Origin of the sequence: Sulfitobacter sp. F26169L (genome assembly GCF_026410285.1) — a bacterium.
Taxonomy (GTDB): domain Bacteria; phylum Pseudomonadota; class Alphaproteobacteria; order Rhodobacterales; family Rhodobacteraceae; genus Sulfitobacter.
Map to the genome: position 1 here is coordinate 48,451 of NZ_JAPMLP010000007.1, position 18,062 is coordinate 66,512.

At 58.3% G+C, this 18,062-nt stretch carries 21 protein-coding genes; 18 read left to right on the forward strand and 3 right to left on the reverse strand.

The features are described from left to right. Window positions 1-21: 21 nt before the first annotated feature. From ruvC to folD, 17 genes are all read left to right on the forward strand, one after another. Window positions 22-528: a crossover junction endodeoxyribonuclease RuvC gene (gene ruvC, locus OS189_RS14550; protein WP_267168138.1), complete on the forward strand. Its 507-nt coding sequence runs from the start codon at window positions 22-24 to the stop codon at window positions 526-528. Beyond that, window positions 525-1,187: a Holliday junction branch migration protein RuvA gene (ruvA, locus tag OS189_RS14555; protein WP_267168057.1), complete on the forward strand. Its 663-nt coding sequence runs from the start codon at window positions 525-527 to the stop codon at window positions 1,185-1,187. Before ruvC ends, ruvA begins: the two co-directional genes overlap by 4 nt. A 45-nt stretch (window positions 1,188-1,232) precedes the next feature. Next, on the forward strand, window positions 1,233-2,252 hold the full coding sequence (gene ruvB / locus OS189_RS14560) for a Holliday junction branch migration DNA helicase RuvB (protein ID WP_267168058.1): 1,020 nt from the start codon (window positions 1,233-1,235) through the stop codon (window positions 2,250-2,252). 47 nt (window positions 2,253-2,299) lie between these two features. Then, window positions 2,300-2,929, forward strand: a complete 630-nt coding sequence (locus tag OS189_RS14565) for a hypothetical protein (protein ID WP_267168059.1) — start codon at window positions 2,300-2,302, stop codon at window positions 2,927-2,929. Next, window positions 2,926-3,312: a tol-pal system-associated acyl-CoA thioesterase gene (ybgC, locus tag OS189_RS14570; RefSeq protein ID WP_267168060.1), complete on the forward strand. Its 387-nt coding sequence runs from the start codon at window positions 2,926-2,928 to the stop codon at window positions 3,310-3,312. The genes OS189_RS14565 and ybgC overlap by 4 nt, the downstream gene beginning before the upstream one ends. 109 nt (window positions 3,313-3,421) lie before the next feature. Continuing rightward, entirely contained in the window at window positions 3,422-4,117 is a 696-nt protein-coding gene (gene tolQ / locus OS189_RS14575) for a protein TolQ (RefSeq protein ID WP_267168061.1), read from the forward strand. Window positions 4,118-4,132: 15 nt separating this feature from the next. After that, window positions 4,133-4,588 (forward strand): protein TolR, encoded by a 456-nt coding sequence (gene tolR, locus OS189_RS14580; protein ID WP_416237486.1) that lies wholly within the window; start codon window positions 4,133-4,135, stop codon window positions 4,586-4,588. A gap of 3 nt (window positions 4,589-4,591) precedes the next feature. After that, window positions 4,592-5,686 (forward strand): cell envelope integrity protein TolA, encoded by a 1,095-nt coding sequence (tolA, locus tag OS189_RS14585; protein ID WP_267168063.1) that lies wholly within the window; start codon window positions 4,592-4,594, stop codon window positions 5,684-5,686. Window positions 5,687-5,748: 62 nt separating this feature from the next. Further along, window positions 5,749-6,147 carry a cell envelope integrity protein TolA gene (gene tolA, locus OS189_RS14590; RefSeq protein WP_267168064.1) on the forward strand — a complete coding sequence of 133 codons (399 nt, stop codon included), beginning with the start codon at window positions 5,749-5,751 and terminating at the stop codon, window positions 6,145-6,147. After that, window positions 6,144-7,466 (forward strand): Tol-Pal system beta propeller repeat protein TolB, encoded by a 1,323-nt coding sequence (gene tolB / locus OS189_RS14595; RefSeq protein WP_267168065.1) that lies wholly within the window; start codon window positions 6,144-6,146, stop codon window positions 7,464-7,466. Before tolA (OS189_RS14590) ends, tolB begins: the two co-directional genes overlap by 4 nt. A gap of 71 nt (window positions 7,467-7,537) precedes the next feature. After that, window positions 7,538-8,065, forward strand: a complete 528-nt coding sequence (gene pal / locus OS189_RS14600; RefSeq protein WP_267168066.1) for a peptidoglycan-associated lipoprotein Pal — start codon at window positions 7,538-7,540, stop codon at window positions 8,063-8,065. 16 nt (window positions 8,066-8,081) lie between these two features. Further along, window positions 8,082-8,897: a tol-pal system protein YbgF gene (gene ybgF, locus OS189_RS14605; protein WP_267168139.1), complete on the forward strand. Its 816-nt coding sequence runs from the start codon at window positions 8,082-8,084 to the stop codon at window positions 8,895-8,897. Then, window positions 8,888-10,156 (forward strand): tRNA lysidine(34) synthetase TilS, encoded by a 1,269-nt coding sequence (tilS, locus tag OS189_RS14610; RefSeq protein ID WP_267168067.1) that lies wholly within the window; start codon window positions 8,888-8,890, stop codon window positions 10,154-10,156. Before ybgF ends, tilS begins: the two co-directional genes overlap by 10 nt. 77 nt (window positions 10,157-10,233) lie before the next feature. Further along, entirely contained in the window at window positions 10,234-12,156 is a 1,923-nt protein-coding gene (gene ftsH, locus OS189_RS14615) for an ATP-dependent zinc metalloprotease FtsH (protein WP_267168068.1), read from the forward strand. Between the two features lie 107 nt (window positions 12,157-12,263). Further along, the gene (locus OS189_RS14620; RefSeq protein WP_267168069.1) at window positions 12,264-12,851 is read left to right on the forward strand and encodes an MOSC domain-containing protein; all 588 of its coding nucleotides are present in this window, start codon (window positions 12,264-12,266) and stop codon (window positions 12,849-12,851) included. Between the two features lie 190 nt (window positions 12,852-13,041). Further along, on the forward strand, window positions 13,042-14,718 hold the full coding sequence (locus tag OS189_RS14625; RefSeq protein WP_267168070.1) for a formate--tetrahydrofolate ligase: 1,677 nt from the start codon (window positions 13,042-13,044) through the stop codon (window positions 14,716-14,718). 105 nt (window positions 14,719-14,823) lie between these two features. Further along, the gene (gene folD, locus OS189_RS14630; RefSeq protein WP_267168071.1) at window positions 14,824-15,726 is read left to right on the forward strand and encodes a bifunctional methylenetetrahydrofolate dehydrogenase/methenyltetrahydrofolate cyclohydrolase FolD; all 903 of its coding nucleotides are present in this window, start codon (window positions 14,824-14,826) and stop codon (window positions 15,724-15,726) included. Here the strand turns inward: folD and OS189_RS14635 are convergent. Beyond that, window positions 15,715-16,125, reverse strand: coding sequence for a DUF2306 domain-containing protein (locus tag OS189_RS14635; protein ID WP_267168072.1), 411 nt, complete (start codon window positions 16,123-16,125; stop codon window positions 15,715-15,717). The genes folD and OS189_RS14635 overlap by 12 nt on opposite strands. Window positions 16,126-16,275: 150 nt before the next feature. Here OS189_RS14635 and OS189_RS14640 point away from each other — a divergent pair, with 150 nt between their 5' ends. Further along, on the forward strand, window positions 16,276-16,950 hold the full coding sequence (locus tag OS189_RS14640; protein ID WP_267168073.1) for a LytTR family DNA-binding domain-containing protein: 675 nt from the start codon (window positions 16,276-16,278) through the stop codon (window positions 16,948-16,950). Here OS189_RS14640 and OS189_RS14645 read toward each other — a convergent pair. Next, entirely contained in the window at window positions 16,947-17,366 is a 420-nt protein-coding gene (locus OS189_RS14645) for a PaaI family thioesterase (protein WP_267168074.1), read from the reverse strand. The two genes, OS189_RS14640 and OS189_RS14645, sit on opposite strands and share 4 nt — an antisense overlap. A gap of 3 nt (window positions 17,367-17,369) precedes the next feature. After that, on the reverse strand, window positions 17,370-18,032 hold the full coding sequence (gene pdeM / locus OS189_RS14650; RefSeq protein ID WP_267168075.1) for a ligase-associated DNA damage response endonuclease PdeM: 663 nt from the start codon (window positions 18,030-18,032) through the stop codon (window positions 17,370-17,372). Window positions 18,033-18,062: the final 30 nt, after the last annotated feature.

Consider the following 18,062-nt stretch of genomic DNA (forward strand, 5'->3'; position numbering starts at 1 on the left):
TATCGAGGATTTGGGCAGATGATACGAGTGATCGGAATCGATCCGGGCCTGCGGAATATGGGGTGGGGCGTGATCGACGTGGCGGGAAGCAAGCTTAGTCATGTTGCGAACGGGATCTGTCACTCTGACACAGGTGTTGATCTGGCAGATCGTCTGCTGACTCTTCATGCCCAGTTGACCCGTGTGTTCACGACCTACCGGCCGCAAACGGCCGCGGTTGAACATACGTTTGTAAACAAGGACGGGGTGGCGACATTGAAACTTGGGCAGGCGCGGGGGATTGCCTTGCTGGTGCCCGCGCAAATGGGTCTCACCGTGGGCGAATATGCGCCCAATAACGTGAAAAAGACGGTTGTAGGAGTAGGCCACGCGGATAAAGGGCAGATCGCGCATATGGTGCGGATGCAATTACCCGGTGTGCAGTTTGAAGGGCCGGATGCCGCAGATGCGCTGGCCGTGGCAATCACCCATGCCCACCACGGCGGCGCGTCAAGCTTTGCTGCCGCAGTTGCGAGGGCGTCGGCATGATTGGAAAACTGACAGGCCGTATCGAATACCGCGCTGCGGATCATGTGCTGATTGATGTGCGCGGGGTTGGCTATCTGGTGTTTTGCTCCGAGCGCACGCTTGCCGGTCTGCCGCCTGTGGGTGAGGTGGCGGCGGTTTACACTGATTTGCTGGTGCGCGAGGATTTGATGCAGCTCTTCGGGTTTACCACGCTTGCCGAAAAAGAGTGGCATCGGCTGCTAACCAGTGTGCAGGGCGTAGGCGCCAAGGCGTCGCTTGCGATTCTGGGTGCGCTTGGCCCTGATGGTGTTGGCCGCGCCATTGCGCTGGGCGATTGGAATGCAGTGAAAGTGGCCAAAGGGGTCGGGCCCAAGATTGCACAGCGCGTTGTACTGGATTTGAAAGACAAAGCCCCCGCCATGATGGCGATGGGGGGCGGTGTTGCCGAGGCGCTAGGCGAGGTCGAGGCTGAGGTCATCGAGACACCTGCCAAGCGCCGCGCGCCCGCACCCGCGCCTAACGCATCGGCGCAGTCAGAGGCGCTTTCGGCGCTTTCAAATCTGGGGTACGGTCCGGGTGACGCGGCGGGGGCGGTGGCACAAGCTGCGGGCGAAGCGCCGGATGCGGATACTACAGGGCTCATTCGTGCGGCGTTGAAACTTCTGGCGCCAAGAGAGTAATGTGCGCAAAACACGCCCCCTCGGGGCCAATCGCTCGGGGGCGGCATGATTGATAGTGATCCGATAGTGCGGCCAGAGGGCATGCCTGAAGATTTTGACCGCGCGCTGCGTCCGCAGATGCTGGAAGAATTTGTCGGCCAGGCGGAGGCGCGCGCGAACCTGCGGGTTTTCATCCAGAGTGCGAAGCAGCGCGAAGAGGCAATGGATCATACGTTGTTCCATGGCCCACCGGGATTGGGAAAAACGACGCTGGCGCAGATTATGGCGCGCGAATTGGGGGTCGGGTTCCGGATGACGTCCGGCCCCGTACTGGCTAAAGCCGGTGACCTTGCTGCGATCCTGACCAATCTGGAAGCGCGCGATGTGCTGTTTATCGACGAGATCCACCGCCTCAATCCGGCGGTGGAGGAGGTTCTGTACCCCGCACTGGAAGATTTCGAGCTTGATCTGGTGATTGGGGAAGGCCCCGCCGCGCGGACTGTGCGGATTGAATTACAACCCTTTACGCTGGTCGGGGCGACAACGCGGATGGGCCTGCTGACCACGCCCCTGCGCGACCGTTTCGGCATACCCACAAGGTTGGAATTTTATACAGAAGACGAATTGTTCATTATTGTTGAGCGCAATGCGCGCAAATTGGGATCCCCCGCCGACGAGGGCGGCGCGCGCGAGATTGCGCGCCGCGCAAGGGGAACACCGCGTATTGCCGGACGGTTGCTGCGCCGCGTTGTCGACTTTGCCGTGGTTGAGGGGGATGGCCGCGTCACCCGTGAACTGGCTGATATGGCGCTGACGCGTCTCGGGGTGGATCATCTAGGACTTGATGGTGCTGACCGGCGGTATTTGCGCTTGATCGCGGAGAACTATCAGGGCGGCCCTGTCGGGATCGAAACAATGTCTGCGGCGCTGAGCGAAAGCCGTGATGCGCTGGAAGAAGTGATCGAGCCGTTTTTGCTGCAACAGGGTTTGATCCAGCGGACCCCGCGCGGCAGGATGCTGGCGCAGAAAGCATGGGTGCATTTGGGAATGCAGCCGCCCAAACGGGACGTTGATCTGTTTGGCTGAGGGCTGGATCTGGATATTTAAGGCCAAAAGAAATAGGGCATCACGATATGAAACCGGATGAAATAGAAGCACTGTTCACGCGCGAGGACGGGCAGTTTGTTTTTGCGCGTTGGGGGCGGCCCATCGCGCCGGTTGTTTTCGGTGTTGAAGAGGCCACGCTTGAAGTCGTCAAAGGCGCGTTGGAAGCGGTGAGCGTGCTTGCTGGGCATAAGATGGCAGAGACGGATGCCGAGCTTGGCTCCAACCTGATGATGTTTTTCTTTTCCGACTGGAAAGAGTTGCTGGATGTGCCGGGAATGGATCGGCTGGTGCCTGACTTGGGGCCGTTGGTGGAAAAATTGATAGGCGTCGATGCCAATCAATACAGGTTTTTCCGGTTTGACGCGCAAGGTGCGATCAAGGCGTGTTTTGTGTTTTTGCGCATGGATGAACACCTGAGCGCGGTTCCGGCGCAGACGTTGGCGCTGAGCCAGATTGTACAGTCCTATCTGCTGTGGTCGGACGAGGCATTCAAGGCGCAGTCTCCTCTGGCGGTGTCGGGTGATACGACGATCCTGCGCCCTGACATAGCCGGGCTTGTCCGTGCGGCCTATGATCCGGTTTTGCCGGCGGCCGCAACTGACGCCAGCCATGCTTTGCGGTTGTATGCGCGGATGCAGGCGGGGAGTGTGCAGTGATACACCGCAAGAAAATACGCGTATATTACGAAGATACCGACATGGCAGGGATTGTGTATTACGCCAATTACCTGCGCTACATCGAACGCGCGCGCAGTGACTGGGTGCGCGATGTCGGTATTGATCAACTGGCGATGAAGGACGCAGGCGTTGTGTTTGCCGTGCGCCGGGTCGAGGCGGACTACATATCCCCTGCGAGATTTGATGATGTGCTGGAAGTGCGCACCACGCTGGACAGCCTCGGCCCCGCGCGCATGGTGATGATGCAGGAAGTTTGGCGGGACGATTTACTGATATTCACCGCGAAAGTGCTGATTGTCTGTATTGGTGCCAGTGGAAAGCCTGTCCGGCTTCCGGCGGAATGCCGCCTGCTGCAAACGTGATCGGGCGGGGCTACGCTTGGCTCTCGCTTTTTGCCTTGCGCTGCGCTAGATTTACGCCAAATGGAGCCTGACAACGGGCCCGACCGAGGCAGAAGAGTAGAGCAAACACATGCAGACAGCATTGATCGCAGCCGAAATTGGCGGCAGCATTACCGTATGGGGCATGTTTGCCCAAGCGACGTTTACCGTGAAACTGGTGATGATCGCGCTTATCGTGGCAAGTTTCTGGACGTGGTCGATCATCGTTCAGAAAACCATTCAGTACCGCGCAGCCAAGCGGGAAGCGGAAGAATTTGACCGTGCGTTCTGGTCCGGTGAACCGCTGGACGGGCTGTATGACCAGATTGGTCCGGAGCCTGCTGGCGCGGCACAGAAGATATTTGCCGCAGGAATGACGGAATGGCGGCGCTCGCACCGTGAGGACGGCGGGCTGATTCCGGGCGCCACAGCGCGGATCGACCGTTCGATGGATGTGGCGATTGCGAAAGAGGCGGAGCGTCTGGAGAAAGGACTGCCTGTTCTGGCAACCACAGGATCGACCGCGCCGTTTGTTGGGCTCTTCGGAACTGTATTCGGTATTATGAACGCATTCATTGAAATTGCAGAGCAGCAGAATACAAATCTTGCTGTTGTTGCCCCTGGTATTGCAGAGGCGTTGCTGGCGACGGGTCTGGGTTTGATGGCGGCGATTCCGGCTGTTGTGTTTTATAACAAGCTAAATGCTGACAGTGACCGCATCCTTGGTGGGTACGAAGCTTTTGCGGACGAATTTGCCACCATCCTCAGCCGCCAGTTGGATAGCTGAACCATGGCGGGTGTGATGCAGAAAAACGGTGGCGGCAGGCGGCGCAGACGGCGCGGCGGTGCCCAACCGATGGCCGAGATCAACATCACGCCTTTTGTTGACGTGATGTTGGTGTTGCTGATTATTTTCATGGTGGCGGCACCATTGCTGACGGTGGGTGTGCCGGTTGAATTGCCAAAAACGGCTGCGCAAGCGCTGCCTGCGGAGCAAGAAGAGCCGCTGACCGTGACGATCACTGCCGAAGGTGGCGTGCAAATCATGACGACCGAGACACAGCGTGAAGATTTGGTAACAAAGCTGCGCGCCGTTGCCGCAGAGCGTGAGGGAGACCGCGTGTTCCTGCGCGCGGATGGTGCTGTGCCTTATAGCACTGTGATGGAGATCATGGGCGCGTTGAACGCCGGCGGTTTTTCAAACATTGGTCTGGTGACGGATATTGGCGGTCCAACGCTGGACGGATCCGGAAACTAAGTGATGTCGCGCGCGCGCAAAACAGGCAATATCGTCTCCGGTGTCGGGCATTTTGTCCTCATCGGCTGGATTCTGTTTGGCGGGGTGTTCACGTCGCGCCCCGATCCTGTCGAGGTGCAAGAGGTCGCGATGATCTCGGGTGAGGAGTTTCAGGCTATGGTGGATGCGTCGCGCCAGCCGGTAGAAGTGGCAGAGACACCAACACCTGCCGCGCCGGAAGTGACAGAAGACGCGCCTGAAGTGGATGCGGCGCCGGAAGAGCCTGCTGCCGCCCCGATCCCCGAAGTTGCAGAGCCCGCGGAGGAACCTGTTGAAGAGGTTGCGCCCGAAGTGTCGCAGGCAGCGCCCGAACTGCCGCAGCCACCTGCCGAAGTGACTGTTGAGGATGCGCCGGTGGAGGAAACACCTGTCGAGCGCCCGGCAGAGGTGGTTGCGCCGGAGCCTGCACCGCGCCCCGAACCCGAAACAGTTCAGGAACCGACACCGCAAGAAGCAGTGGTTCCCGAGGAAACGGGCGAGACAGTAGAGCAACCGCAAGAAGCCGCTGAAACGCCCGAAGCAACCGACCGGATTGTAACCGAGGCGGCCCAGCCCCCTGCATCGGCTCCCAACGCGTCAATGCGCCCACCCGCGCGCCGCCCGTCGGCGCCGCGTCCGACACAAACCACACAGGCGCCCGCTACGCCTTCTCAGGAAGAAAGCACTGTGGACGATGCGGCGGTACAGGCCGCACTTGAGGCGGCGCTGAGTTCTGCGGCAACAGACGTGCCGACAGGGCCGCCGATGTCATCGGGCGAAAAGGATGCGCTGCGGTTGGCGGTGCAAAACTGCTGGAACGTTGATCCCGGTGCGCGCTGGGCGCAAACGACCGTGACCATCGCCATGAGCATGACCCAGGATGGCAAGGTTGTGTCCTCGTCGCTGCGCATGATTGCCAGCGAAGGCGGTGATGCCTCTACCGCCAATGCTGCGTTTGGCGCGGCGCGCAGGGCGATTTTGCTCTGTCAGAAAGAGGGCTATCCGCTGCCGCAGGAAAAATACGGCCAGTGGAAAGAAATCGAGATGACATTCAACCCCGAGAGGATGCGGATAAGATGAGGGGTGTGGTTTGCCTGTTGGGTATGGCGTGTTGCGGCACAGCTGCAGGTGCCGACAATGCTATGCGCCCCAAGGAAAGGCCGCTGGTGCAGGACGAGGTCGTACAGCTTGTGCAGGTAATGTCGCCGGTATTGCCAAAGGCCGCATCAGACGCGTCGCTGAATGATGCACAAAAGGCGACATTGCTTGGCGAGATCGTTGCATGCTGGTCGGTGCCCAAAGGTGCGCCGCAAGTGAAGCTTGGTTTCTCGCTGGACAGAAGCGGAAAGCCGAAGACGGGTTCAATCCGCGAGATTTCCCATGTTGGAGGGGCGAAAACGGCTGTTCAGTCGGCGTTTGCTGCTGCAAAACGGGCGGTTTTGCGCTGTGGGAGAGATGGATACACTCTCCCCGTTGAGAAATACCAACAATGGCGGGATATTGAACTGACGTTCAACCCTGAAAGGACGAGTTTACGATGAAGTTTTTGAGCATCTTTGCAGCGCTGATCTGTGCGCTCGGTCTTGCAACCGCTGTCAGCGCGCAGCAGGGGCCGCTTCGCATTACCATCGAGGAAGGCATCATTCAGCCGCTTCCTTTTGCAGTCCCCGATTTTCAAGCTGAAACAGGCGAGGCGGGCCAGCTGGCCGGTGATCTGGCGCGGGTAATTGCCGCGGATTTGCAAGGCACCGGTGTTTTCAGGGAAATTCCCAACTCGGCCTATATCGCGCAATATGATGATTTCAACGCGCCGGTTTCCTTTCCCGACTGGAAAGCAATCAACGCGCAGGCGCTGGTGACGGGCGCCGTGTCGGTGTCTGGCAACAATGTGAATGTAAAGTTCCGCGTTTATGACGTGGTATCGGGCACCAATCTGGGTGAGGGGCTGCAATTTTCCGGCACCACCGACGGCTGGCGGCGCATGGCGCATAAGGTTGCGGATGAGGTTTATTCGCGCATCACCGGCGAGGGCGGGTATTTTGACAGCCGCGTTGTGTATGTCTCTGAAACCGGCCCCAAGGATGACCGTAAAAAGCGTCTGGCAATCATGGATTATGACGGTGCGAATGTCAGCTATCTGACCGACAGCAACGCGATTGTATTGGCGCCGCGGTTCTCACCATCGGGCGACCGCGTGCTTTATACCAGCTACGAAAGCGGATTTCCGCGCATTTACGTTCTTGATATCGGCTCGGTACAGCAGCGGGTGCTGGAAAGCGCGGAAGGCACGATGAGCTTTGCGCCGCGTTTCTCGCCCTCCGGCAACACGGTTGTGTTTTCGATCAGCCAGGGCGGGAACACGGATATCTATTCGATGGATATCGGATCGGGGCAATCGGTGCGTCTGACCAACACGCCAGCGATCGAAACCGCACCCAGCTACAACCCCGATGGTAGCCAGATCGTTTTTGAAAGTGACCGTTCCGGCACGCCGCAGCTCTATATCATGTCCGCTTCGGGTGGTGAGGCACGGCGCATTTCCTTTGGTGAGGGGCGGTACGGCACGCCTGTCTGGTCGCCGCGCGGTGATCTTGTGGCCTTTACCAAGCAACACGCAGGGCGGTTCCATATCGGTGTGATGCGCACCGATGGATCAGAAGAGCGTTTGCTGACCGCGTCGTTTCTGGATGAGGGTCCGACATGGTCGCCCAATGGCCGTGTGATCATGTTCACGCGCGAAACGCAGGGCGAAGGCGGCGCATCTTCGCTGTACTCCGTTGACATCACAGGCCGCGTTTTGCGGCAGGTAAACACACCCGAAGGCGGATCAGACCCCAGTTGGTCACCGCTTCAGCAGTAATCCTTTCCCCGTTGTGCCCCCTTGTGCTAGCTTGGGGAAACAATAAAAAATCTTAAGCGAGATCGAGACAGATGAAATTCCTACCCATGAGCCTTCTGGTGGCGGCCGTTGCGCTGTCTGCCTGTACCAATCCAAACCGTTTCGGCAATGATGATGCCCTCAGCACCCCTGCCAATCCGGCGGGAACCGCAGGGTTAAACGGCATCGTTCCGGGCAGTGCGAATGATCCCACCTCAACGGCCTATTTCAACCAGACCGTCGGGGACCGCGTCTTGTTCCTGATTGACCAGTCAACGCTGACGGCCGAAGGGCGCAGCACGCTGGACGGTCAGGCTGGCTGGCTGATGACAAACTCCGATTATCAGGCGATCATCGAGGGCCACGCGGACGAGCAGGGCACGCGCGAATACAACCTTGCCCTTGGTGCGCGCCGCGCAAATGCCGTGCGTGAATATCTGCTGTCCAAAGGCGTGCCTGCATCCCGCCTGCGGGTTGTCAGCTATGGTAAGGAACGCCCGATCGAGATTTGCTCGAACGAGGCATGTTATGCCAAAAACCGCCGCGCGGTCACTGTGCTGGCCGGTGGTCAAACAAGCTAAGTAGGGGAACCGGATGATGCGTTTTGCTTTTATCTTTGCCGTTGTTCTGGGGGCGGTTCCGATGGGTGCCGTTGCGCAGGATGCGCAAACCCTTGCCGATATCCGGCAGGAGCTGACCGTGCTGAATGTCGAGATGACCAAGCTCAAACGCGAACTGGCGACAACCGGCACCGCAGGCGGTGTGCAACTGCCTGCTTCTGTCCTGGAGCGTGTGAATGCAATGGAAAGCGAGTTGTCGCGGGTGACCGCAAAGACAGAAGAGCTTGAGTTCCGCATCAATCGCATTGTCGATGACGGCACCCGCCGGATTGCCGATCTTGAGTTTCGTCTGGTAGAGCTGGAGGGCGGTGATATTTCATCGCTGGGCGAGACGACAACATTGGGGGGTGCGGATCAGGCCACGGCACCCGCACCGGCACCCGTACCTGAAACCAACACAAGCCAGCTCGCCGTGGGCGAGCAAGACGATTTCAAGCGGGCGCAGGAGGCGCTCGCATCAGGTGACTTTCGCGCCGCCGCAGACCAGTTTGCGGCCTTCAATCAGGCCTACCCCGGGTCTCCGCTAGCGGCGGAAGCCGAGCTGCGTCGCGGGGATGCGCTGGAAAGTGTCGGAGACACACGCGAAGCCGCGCGGGCCTATCTGGCAAGCTTTGGCGCTGCGCCCACAGGGCCTAACGCGCCTGAATCGCTGTACAAGCTGGGCGCCGCGCTCGGTGTGCTTGGCCAGACATCGGAAGCCTGTGTGACACTGGCCGAAGTGCCTGTACGCTTTCCCGATACGCCAGCAGCAACAAGCGCGGAGGGCGAGCGGAGCAAGCTCGGATGCGGCTAGACCAAAACTGGGTGCAGCAGCAGGGCGCTGATTGCGCGCTGCTGCAAGCGGTTGATGCTGCGTTTCAGAACGATTTGCCCGGACGTATCGGCATTGCCGTTTCTGGCGGTGGAGACAGCATGGCGTTGTTGCATCTGTTTGCGCGCTGGTCGGTGCAAACCGGCCACCCCATCGCTGCGGTCACAGTGGATCACGGACTGCGCCCGGAAAGCCGCGCCGAAGCGGATGGCGTTGCGCAGATGTGTCGCTCCTTGGCAGTGCCGCATGACATTCTGACGTGGGAAAAGCCGAAAGGTGCCGGCAATCTGGCGGCAGCTGCACGCGATGGGCGATATACGCTGATGGCGCACTGGGCCAGTCAGCGCGGCATTGGCGGCATCTCTTTGGGCCATACCCTTGACGACAGCGCCGAAAATTTCATCATGCGACTGGGACGGGCAGCGGGTGTTGACGGTTTGTCCGAAATGGAGCGGTGTTTTCAGCGCGAAAGCGTTTTGTTCGCCCGTCCGTTGGGGCAGCATCGACGGGAAGATCTGCGCAAATATTTGGTGCGGCATGAAATTCATTGGGTGGAAGACCCCAGCAATGATGATCCCCGCTATACCCGTACAAAAGCGCGCCGCGTATTGCCCGCACTGGCCGAAATAGGCGTGACCCCCGGCAGCATCCAGCACACCGCCACCGCGCTAAGGCAGGCACAAAGCGCGCTGGCACATTACACGCGCGTCGAAGCCGAGCGGCATGTGACACAACAGGCAGGCGATTTGCTGTTTCCACTGTCAATGTTGCAGACGGTTCCCGAAGATATCAGGCGGCGGTTGTGGGGGGCTGCGTTGCAATGGGTTGGGTCGCGCGCTTATCCGCCGCGCAAGTTTTCGGTACGTGATCTGGAGTGTGAATTGCACCGAAAGCAGCGCGTCACCCTGTCGGGCTGTGTGATTATGAAACGGCAGCACCATTTGCGTATCACCCGCGAATATAACGCGGTGAAAAACACCTGCACCCCCACGGGCGCGCTGTGGGATTCGCGATGGGCGTTAAACGGCCCCCATGCGCATGATCTGTCCATCCGTGCATTGGGCGGGGCTGTGAATGACATCCCCGACTGGCGCGAAACCGGTGTGCCGCGACGCAGTTTAATGGCATCTCCTGCGGTTTGGCGGGGTGAAACACCCGTTGCGGTGCCGCTGGCAGGGTACAATCGCGACTGGACAGCACAGATCGTCGCAGATTTCGCCTCTTTCCTGCTTTCGCATTGAACTAACCGCGTCAGTCTCTATCTTAGGGAAGTAGTCGGAGGAGTCCCCTCGGCTGAGATGTATTCAGGAGAGTTTCGTTGGGCAATTTCCGCAATCTTGCATTCTGGGCTGTATTGCTTGTTCTCGTCTTTTCGTTGTTCAATCTGTTCAACGGCGGCGGCGGCAGTAATATGCAAAACCGCGAGATCAGCTATTCAGATTTCGTGACATCCGTTGAAAACGGCAATGTCAGCAACGTAACGCTGGACGGTGAGCAGGTGCGCTTTCGCCAGTCAGACGGAAGCGATTATATCACGATCAAACCGACCGATGCAGAGGTTACAAAGCTGCTGACCGATAACAGCATTCCTTTCCGTGCAGAGAGCCAGCAGGAAAGCGGCTTGCAGACATTCCTTGTCTCGCTGCTTCCCATACTTCTGCTGATCGGTGTGTGGATTTATTTCATGAACCGTATGCAGGGCGGCGGTAAAGGCGGTGCCATGGGTTTTGGAAAATCCAAGGCCAAGATGCTCACCGAAAAGCACGGGCGTGTGACGTTTGATGATGTGGCAGGCATTGATGAAGCGAAGGAAGAACTGGAAGAGATCGTAGAATTCCTGCGCAACCCGCAGAAATTCAGCCGCCTTGGTGGTAAAATCCCCAAAGGTGCCTTGCTTGAAGGCCCTCCCGGTACGGGTAAAACATTGCTGGCCCGTGCCATTGCGGGCGAGGCAGGTGTGCCGTTCTTCACTATTTCCGGCTCCGACTTTGTCGAAATGTTTGTGGGTGTGGGGGCAAGTCGCGTGCGTGACATGTTCGAGCAGGCGAAAAAGAACGCGCCCTGTATTGTGTTCATTGATGAAATCGACGCTGTAGGCCGTTCACGCGGTGCCGGTTACGGCGGCGGTAACGACGAACGTGAACAAACCCTCAACCAGTTGCTGGTCGAGATGGACGGTTTTGAAGCCAACGAAGGTGTTATCATCATCGCGGCCACAAACCGTAAAGACGTGCTGGACCCTGCATTGCTGCGTCCCGGCCGTTTTGACCGTCAGGTCACCGTTGGCAACCCCGATATCAAAGGCCGTGAGAAAATTCTGGGCGTTCATGCGCGCAAAACGCCGCTTGGCCCTGATGTTGATCTGCGCATTATTGCGCGCGGCACCCCGGGCTTTTCCGGTGCAGACCTTGCGAACCTTGTGAACGAGGCGGCGTTGACTGCCGCACGTGTGGGCCGCCGTTTTGTCGCGATGATGGATTTTGAATCCGCCAAGGACAAAATCATGATGGGTGCCGAGCGCCGCTCGATGGTGCTGACGCAGGACCAGAAGGAAAAAACAGCGTATCACGAAGCTGGCCACGCGATTGTCGGTATCAAGCTGCCGAAATGTGATCCGGTGTACAAAGCCACGATTATCCCGCGCGGTGGTGCCTTGGGCATGGTGATGAGCCTGCCTGAAATGGACAAGTTGCAGATGTTCAAGGACGAAGCCGAAGAGCGGATTGCCATGACCATGGCGGGCAAAGCGGCTGAAATTTTCAAATACGGTCCGGACAGTGTCTCGTCCGGCCCTGTTGGTGACATCATGCAGGCCAGCGCGTTGGCCCGTGCGATGGTGATGCGCTATGGCATGTCTGACAAGGTCGGTAATATCGACTATCAGGAAGCGGCAGCAGGGTATCAGGCCAACGGCGGGGCTGGCGGCTTCAGCGTTTCCGCGTCGACCAAAGAACTGATCGAATCAGAAGTGAAGCGGATCATCGATGAAGGATATGCGCTGGCCTATAAGCTGATCGAGGATAACGCGGAAGAATTCGAGCGTCTGGCGCAAGGATTGCTGGAATACGAAACCCTGACCGGTGACGAAATCAAACGCGTCATGGCAGGCAAGCCGCCCGCCGAGCCTGAGGATGACGATACATCTGACGGCGGCTCTGCTCCCAGCGTCACCGCCATTCCAAAGGCCAAGGGCAAAAAATCCCCCCCTTCCGGCGGGATGGAGCCTGAGCCATCTGTTTGATCGGTTTTGATTAAAGACACGCTACAAATACTCATGGGCCTCGCATATTGCGGGGCCTTTCCTTCTTGGACGTCTGGTTGCGCTGTGCGCAAAACGAGGAGCATTAAATGCCTGCACTGATCCCAACAGAACACTATGCGACGATCAGATGGCTCGGGGTTGTGCCGGACCGTGCGGCAAGCCTGAAAGCAATGCCGCGTGAGGCACTGACCCTCACTTATGCGGGGCCGGAGGAGGAAGACCACGGCGGGCTGACCCGCCCTTCCTGTAGCCGCGTGCTGTCGCAATATCCCCGTGATACGGAAATCCGCAACACCCGTCAGTTGTGCGTGATGAGCGCGGAAGAACTGGCCGTTATCGCAGCGGGCATTGATGTGGCCGCGCTGGACCCCGGCTATATGGGCGCAACGATGGTGATCGAGGGGATCGCGGATTTCACCTATGTGCCGCCTTCATCGCGCTTGCAGGCAGAATCCGGCGCGACGATCGTTGTCGATATGGAAAACCGCCCCTGCATGTTGCCAGCGCGGGGCATTGAGGCAGACATGCCAGGCCACGGAAAGGCGGTAAAAAACGCGGCCAAAGGCCGGCGCGGCGTAACCGCATGGGTCGAACGGGAAGGCGTGCTGCGCATCGGTGAAAAACTGCGCCTGCATATTCCCGACCAACGGCCATGGGCGCCAGGAATGATCTGACCGGAAATTTCGCGGAAGATATGGGTGCATGATCGGAAACGGCTGGTGCTACAGGTTTCCAAAAGGAAAGATTGTCGTGGGGCCGCGCCGCAACGCGCGTGATAAATGTCGTAATCCAGACCTGTCTGCGCGTCAGGCCCTTGTACACACTTTTAAGAATCTGCCAAACCAGCACAAAACGGGGTAAACCATGGCTTTCAAAACCGACATTCAGATTGCGCGCGAAGCGAACAAGAAACCCATTCAGGAGATCGGCGAAAAGCTGGGTATCTCTTCGGATGATCTGCTGCCCTACGGCCATGACAAGGCGAAGGTGAGCCAGAGTTTCATAAATTCGGTTCAGGACCGTAAGGACGGCAAGCTGATCCTTGTGACCGCGATCAACCCGACACCTGCTGGTGAAGGCAAGACGACAACGACCGTGGGTCTGGGTGATGGTCTGAACCGTATCGGCAAAAATGCATGTGTGTGCATCCGCGAAGCGTCACTTGGGCCGAACTTCGGGATGAAGGGTGGTGCCGCAGGTGGTGGTTACGCTCAGGTTGTCCCGATGGAAGAAATGAACCTGCACTTTACAGGCGATTTTCACGCGATCACATCCGCGCATAACCTGCTGTCGGCGATGATCGACAACCACATCTATTGGGGTAATGAGCTGGAGATTGACGCGCGCCGCGTTGTATGGCGCCGCGTTGTTGACATGAACGACCGTGCGTTGCGCACGATTACCGCGTCTTTGGGTGGTGTTTCCAACGGTTTCCCGCGTGAGGCCGGTTTTGATATTACTGTTGCTTCCGAGGTGATGGCGATCCTGTGTCTGGCGAAAAATCTGGAAGATCTGCAAGAGCGTCTTGGCGCGATGATTGTGGCCTATCGTCGTGACCGCTCGCCCATCTATTGCCGCGACATCAAGGCGGATGGTGCGATGACGGTACTGTTGAAAGATGCAATGCAGCCGAACATCGTCCAGACATTGGAAAACAACCCCGCGTTTGTACACGGTGGCCCGTTTGCCAATATCGCGCATGGCTGCAACTCGGTTATTGCCACGACGACTGCACTAAAATTGGCGGATTATGTGGTGACCGAAGCAGGATTTGGTGCCGATTTGGGTGCCGAGAAGTTTATGAACATAAAATGCCGCAAAGCCGGACTGGCGCCGTCGGTTGTGGTGGTTGTTGCTACCGTGCGTGCAATGAAGATGAACGGCGGCGTGGCCAAGGCCGATCTGGGCACAGAGAATGTTGAGGCGGTTGAGAAAGGCTGTGCAAACCTCGGGCGTCATGTTGAGAATGTGAAATCGTTTGGTGTGCCGGTGGTTGTGGCGATCAACCATTTTGTAACCGATACAGACGCAGAAGTGCAGGCAATCAAGGATTACGTGGCTGCTCAGGGGGCCGAAGCGGTCTTGTCCCGCCACTGGGAGCTTGGATCGGAAGGATCTGCAGACCTTGCCACCCGCGTGGCCGAAATTGCCGATGCCGGAGAGGCCAATTTCGAGCCCATTTATCCCGACGACATGCCGCTTTTCCAGAAGATCGAAGCAGTTGCCAAAAAGATTTACCGCGCGGACGAGGTGCTGGCGGATCAGAAAATTCGCAACCAGTTGAAAGATTGGGAAGCGCAAGGGTATGGCAATCTGCCGGTCTGTATGGCGAAAACGCAATACAGCTTTACCACCGATCCTGACCGTCGCGGCGCGCCTGTGGGGTTCTCTGTGCCGGTGCGCGAAGTGCGCCTGTCGGCTGGTGCGGGTTTTGTGGTGGTGATCTGTGGTGAGATCATGACCATGCCGGGCCTGCCGCGCACGCCTTCAGCCGAGAACATCAAGTTGAATGCCGATGGTGATGTCGAAGGCTTGTTCTGATCGGCGGATTCTGTTTGGGAAATCGGGGCAAAGGGTGAACCCTTTGCCCCGATTTGGCCTGCCGGCCATGAGTTTAGAGGAAAAATGAAGAGAGGATGTGGGGCAATGGCTGCGACAGTTATTGACGGTAAGGAATTTGCGGCGCGGGTGCGGGGGCAGGTTGCTACGCATGTGACACGTCTGAAAGACGATCACGGGATCACACCCGGTCTGGCGGTGGTGCTGGTGGGTGAAGATCCGGCCTCGCAGGTTTATGTGCGCTCTAAAGGGAAGATGACGGTTGAGGTCGGTATGAAATCGGTCGAGCACAAACTGGATGCGGACACGTCCGAGGACGCGCTGCTGACGCTGATCGAGCAGTTAAACAACGATCCTGAAATCCACGGTATTCTGGTGCAACTGCCGCTTCCCCAGCATCTGAATGAAGATCTGGTGATCAATTCGATCGATCCGGCCAAGGATGTTGACGGGTTTCATGTATCGAACGTGGGTCTGTTGGGGACAGGCCAGAAAAGCATGGTGCCTTGTACGCCGCTGGGGTGTTTGATGATGTTGCGCGATCACCATGGCTCAATCTCGGGGATGGATGCGGTGGTGATCGGTCGCTCCAATATTGTGGGCAAACCGATGGCGCAGCTGCTGTTGAATGACAGCGCAACCGTAACTATTGCGCACAGCCGGACCAAGGATCTGGCTGATGTTGTGCGCCGTGCCGATATTGTGGTTGCTGCTGTCGGGCGTCCTGAACTGGTGCAGGGCGACTGGATGAAGAAAGGGGCCACGGTGATTGATGTCGGCATCAACCGTCTTGATGCGCCGGAAAAAGGTGAAGGCAAGACCAGGCTGGTGGGTGATGTGGATTATGAAAGCTGTGCGGCAGTTGCCGGTGCCATCACTCCCGTGCCCGGCGGTGTGGGGCCGATGACCATTGCGTGTCTGCTGGCCAATACGATCACCGCTTGCTGTCGCGCTAACGGTTTGGCCGAGCCCGAAGGCCTAACCGCCTGAGATAACTGCGTGCATGATCCGTCCGGGAAGTAATGTAAAACTCCCCGCGAGAACCAGTGCGCCAAAGACAAGCGCCGTCATCTGGCGCTTGTGATCCTTGACCCGGCGGCTGCGAGCGGCTGCCACGCCCGAGATAAGGGCCCACAGCGTGAAGAGCGATAGAATGTGGATTGGACTGAATGGCCCGATCAGGCGCACCTCGTTTATCCAGAAACTGCTGAGCGCAACTGTTGCCATCATCACCACCCACGCCCACCCTAGAACACGGTGAAGCGGACTGCCTTTGCGCAGTGAAAAGATACACAGCGTCAGGATCACGGCGGCAAGGGCCATTATCGTGTGAATTTGGATCATCAACGATGCATTGGCGAGAGGCGTCAGGGTCAGGCTAAGGGGCACGGGCAATTCCTCGTTGTGTCGGATTGGCCTGTCATGGCAAAGTGGCTTGCAGGGGGCCAGAAACCTTACGTGAACGGCATATATGATACGTGAAAGACAAGGATGAACGGGGCTATGCAACTCACGCTTCGTGAATTTCACAGAGTTCGTATGCCATTGTTGATCTGGTTCGCGCTGAGCGTTGTTGCCGGTGTGGCAGGGCCTTTCGGCACATTGGAAGCGCTGGGTCTGTGGCCGCGATTGCTGTATTGGTGCGGGATTGTCGGTGGGTCGATCGCGCTGTGCTTGACGGCGATATCTTTTGCGCGGGGCTATAGGCTCAAAGGTGCTGTCGCCGTTTGGACCTGCTTTGTACTGTCGTTGTGCGTGTACGTTATCAACATGTTTATATTTGCGGGGTGGGCCGGTGTTCCAAACGCGGTTTCACTGCTTGCCAATGTTGCGCTGGTCACGGCGGCAGTGCATCTTGTGATCTGGGCTGTTGGTTTTGGCGAAAATGATGAGGGCGCGCCGTTAGTTGATACCTTTATGCACCGCCTGCCACTGCAGGCCCGCGCGCCACTGGTGAGGATCGAGGCGCAGGATCACTATCTCAATGTTGTGACCAAGCGGGGAAACGAGCTGATCCTGATGCGAATGGGCGATGCGATGACCGAGCTGCGCGGACAAGGGGTGCAGGTGCATCGCTCGCATTGGGTGTCGCCCGATGCCGTCACAGGGCACCGTCGCGAAAAGGGGCGCGATGTATTACAGATGTCGGATGGCAGCGATGTACCTGTCAGCCGCAGCTTTCGCAGTGCGGTGCAAAGTGCCGGACTGTTCTAGCGCGGTACAGGCACCATCGTGCCTTGCAGAATGGCAATCAGCGTTCTGTTGCTTGCAGTTTCGGCATGTACTTCGGCAGTAACAACGCTGAGCCGTCTGCCTGCTTTGGCGACCTTTCCCGTTGCAATCAACAGATCACCCTGGGCGGGGGCAAGCATGTTGATCTTTATCTCGGCGGTGACGACTTCCTGATCCAGCGGCATCATGGAAAGGGCTGCAAGCCCGCACGCAACATCGCCGATTGAAAACGTCAGCCCGCCGTGGCCCAGCCCCTGTTGTTGCTTTGCACAGGGCAAAATCGGCGCGGTGATCCGCACCAGACCCTGCTCGACCCTGGCCAGTTGGGCGCCCAGCGTCGCCATCATTGTTTGCGCTGCAAAGCTTTGTTTGATGCGGTCTATGCTTGTTTGATCCATGGGTTACCTCGGCATTGGTATGGCTGTGGGCACGGGGCCGGTTAGAACGGCAATCGCTTCGGGGCGCATAAGGGCGGACAATACCGGTGTTTGCGTATGGAGGCCACCGGTATAGGTGCCATAGGCAGGCAGGATCACGCGGTTTGTGTCAATCAAAAACGCCGAACGGGTGATGGCGCGCCCGCGCAGGTTAACAGCGGCTTTGGGATGATAGTGGCCCGATACCTCGCCGGTTGCATGGTCGTGCGCGATGTGGCGGAAAGTTAGCGGAGGCAGGGGTAATTCAGCCAGATGCGCCCCCCCCAGTTCGACCGGTCCCGGATCGTGGTTGCCTTCAATCCAGACCCAGCGCCGCCCCGCTTGCAGGCGCAAAATCCAGTGGCGTTCTTCCTGCGGCAAGGTTTGGGCAGCGGTCAGATCATCGAAGCTGTCGCCCAGACACACGACAGTGCGCGCGTGGCACAGGGCCAGGTCGGCGGCGAGGCGGTTGAGTGTATCGCGGATATCATACGGGGGCAGGGAAGTGCCCCCGCGCCGCGCAATCCGCTCGGATTTGCCCAGATGCAGGTCACTGACAACCAACAGGTTTTCGTCCGGCCACCAAAGCGCGCCGGACCCCAGCGCCACCAGACGCGCACCGGAAAGGGTGAAGTTATAACCGTTCATGGTTAACGGTTTGAAACACTGCAAGCCCAA

What these genes read in the sequence shown, in the direction of transcription:
- tolQ (WP_267168061.1), top strand. Translation starts at nt 3,422, where the DNA reads ATGCAGACAGCATTGATCGCAGCCGAAATTGGCGGCAGCATTACCGTA.
- ruvA (WP_267168057.1), top strand. Translation starts at nt 525, where the DNA reads ATGATTGGAAAACTGACAGGCCGTATCGAATACCGCGCTGCGGATCAT.
- OS189_RS14645 (WP_267168074.1), bottom strand. Translation starts at nt 17,366, where the DNA reads ATGGATCAAACAAGCATAGACCGCATCAAACAAAGCTTTGCAGCGCAA.
- pal (WP_267168066.1), top strand. Translation starts at nt 7,538, where the DNA reads ATGAAATTCCTACCCATGAGCCTTCTGGTGGCGGCCGTTGCGCTGTCT.
- tolA (WP_267168063.1), top strand. Translation starts at nt 4,592, where the DNA reads ATGTCGCGCGCGCGCAAAACAGGCAATATCGTCTCCGGTGTCGGGCAT.
- tilS (WP_267168067.1), top strand. Translation starts at nt 8,888, where the DNA reads ATGCGGCTAGACCAAAACTGGGTGCAGCAGCAGGGCGCTGATTGCGCG.
- tolR (WP_416237486.1), top strand. Translation starts at nt 4,133, where the DNA reads ATGCAGAAAAACGGTGGCGGCAGGCGGCGCAGACGGCGCGGCGGTGCC.
- tolA (WP_267168064.1), top strand. Translation starts at nt 5,749, where the DNA reads ATGCGCCCCAAGGAAAGGCCGCTGGTGCAGGACGAGGTCGTACAGCTT.
- ybgF (WP_267168139.1), top strand. Translation starts at nt 8,082, where the DNA reads ATGCGTTTTGCTTTTATCTTTGCCGTTGTTCTGGGGGCGGTTCCGATG.
- tolB (WP_267168065.1), top strand. Translation starts at nt 6,144, where the DNA reads ATGAAGTTTTTGAGCATCTTTGCAGCGCTGATCTGTGCGCTCGGTCTT.
- OS189_RS14625 (WP_267168070.1), top strand. Translation starts at nt 13,042, where the DNA reads ATGGCTTTCAAAACCGACATTCAGATTGCGCGCGAAGCGAACAAGAAA.
- OS189_RS14640 (WP_267168073.1), top strand. Translation starts at nt 16,276, where the DNA reads ATGCCATTGTTGATCTGGTTCGCGCTGAGCGTTGTTGCCGGTGTGGCA.
- OS189_RS14565 (WP_267168059.1), top strand. Translation starts at nt 2,300, where the DNA reads ATGAAACCGGATGAAATAGAAGCACTGTTCACGCGCGAGGACGGGCAG.
- folD (WP_267168071.1), top strand. Translation starts at nt 14,824, where the DNA reads ATGGCTGCGACAGTTATTGACGGTAAGGAATTTGCGGCGCGGGTGCGG.
- pdeM (WP_267168075.1), bottom strand. Translation starts at nt 18,032, where the DNA reads ATGAACGGTTATAACTTCACCCTTTCCGGTGCGCGTCTGGTGGCGCTG.
- ruvB (WP_267168058.1), top strand. Translation starts at nt 1,233, where the DNA reads ATGATTGATAGTGATCCGATAGTGCGGCCAGAGGGCATGCCTGAAGAT.
- OS189_RS14620 (WP_267168069.1), top strand. Translation starts at nt 12,264, where the DNA reads ATGCCTGCACTGATCCCAACAGAACACTATGCGACGATCAGATGGCTC.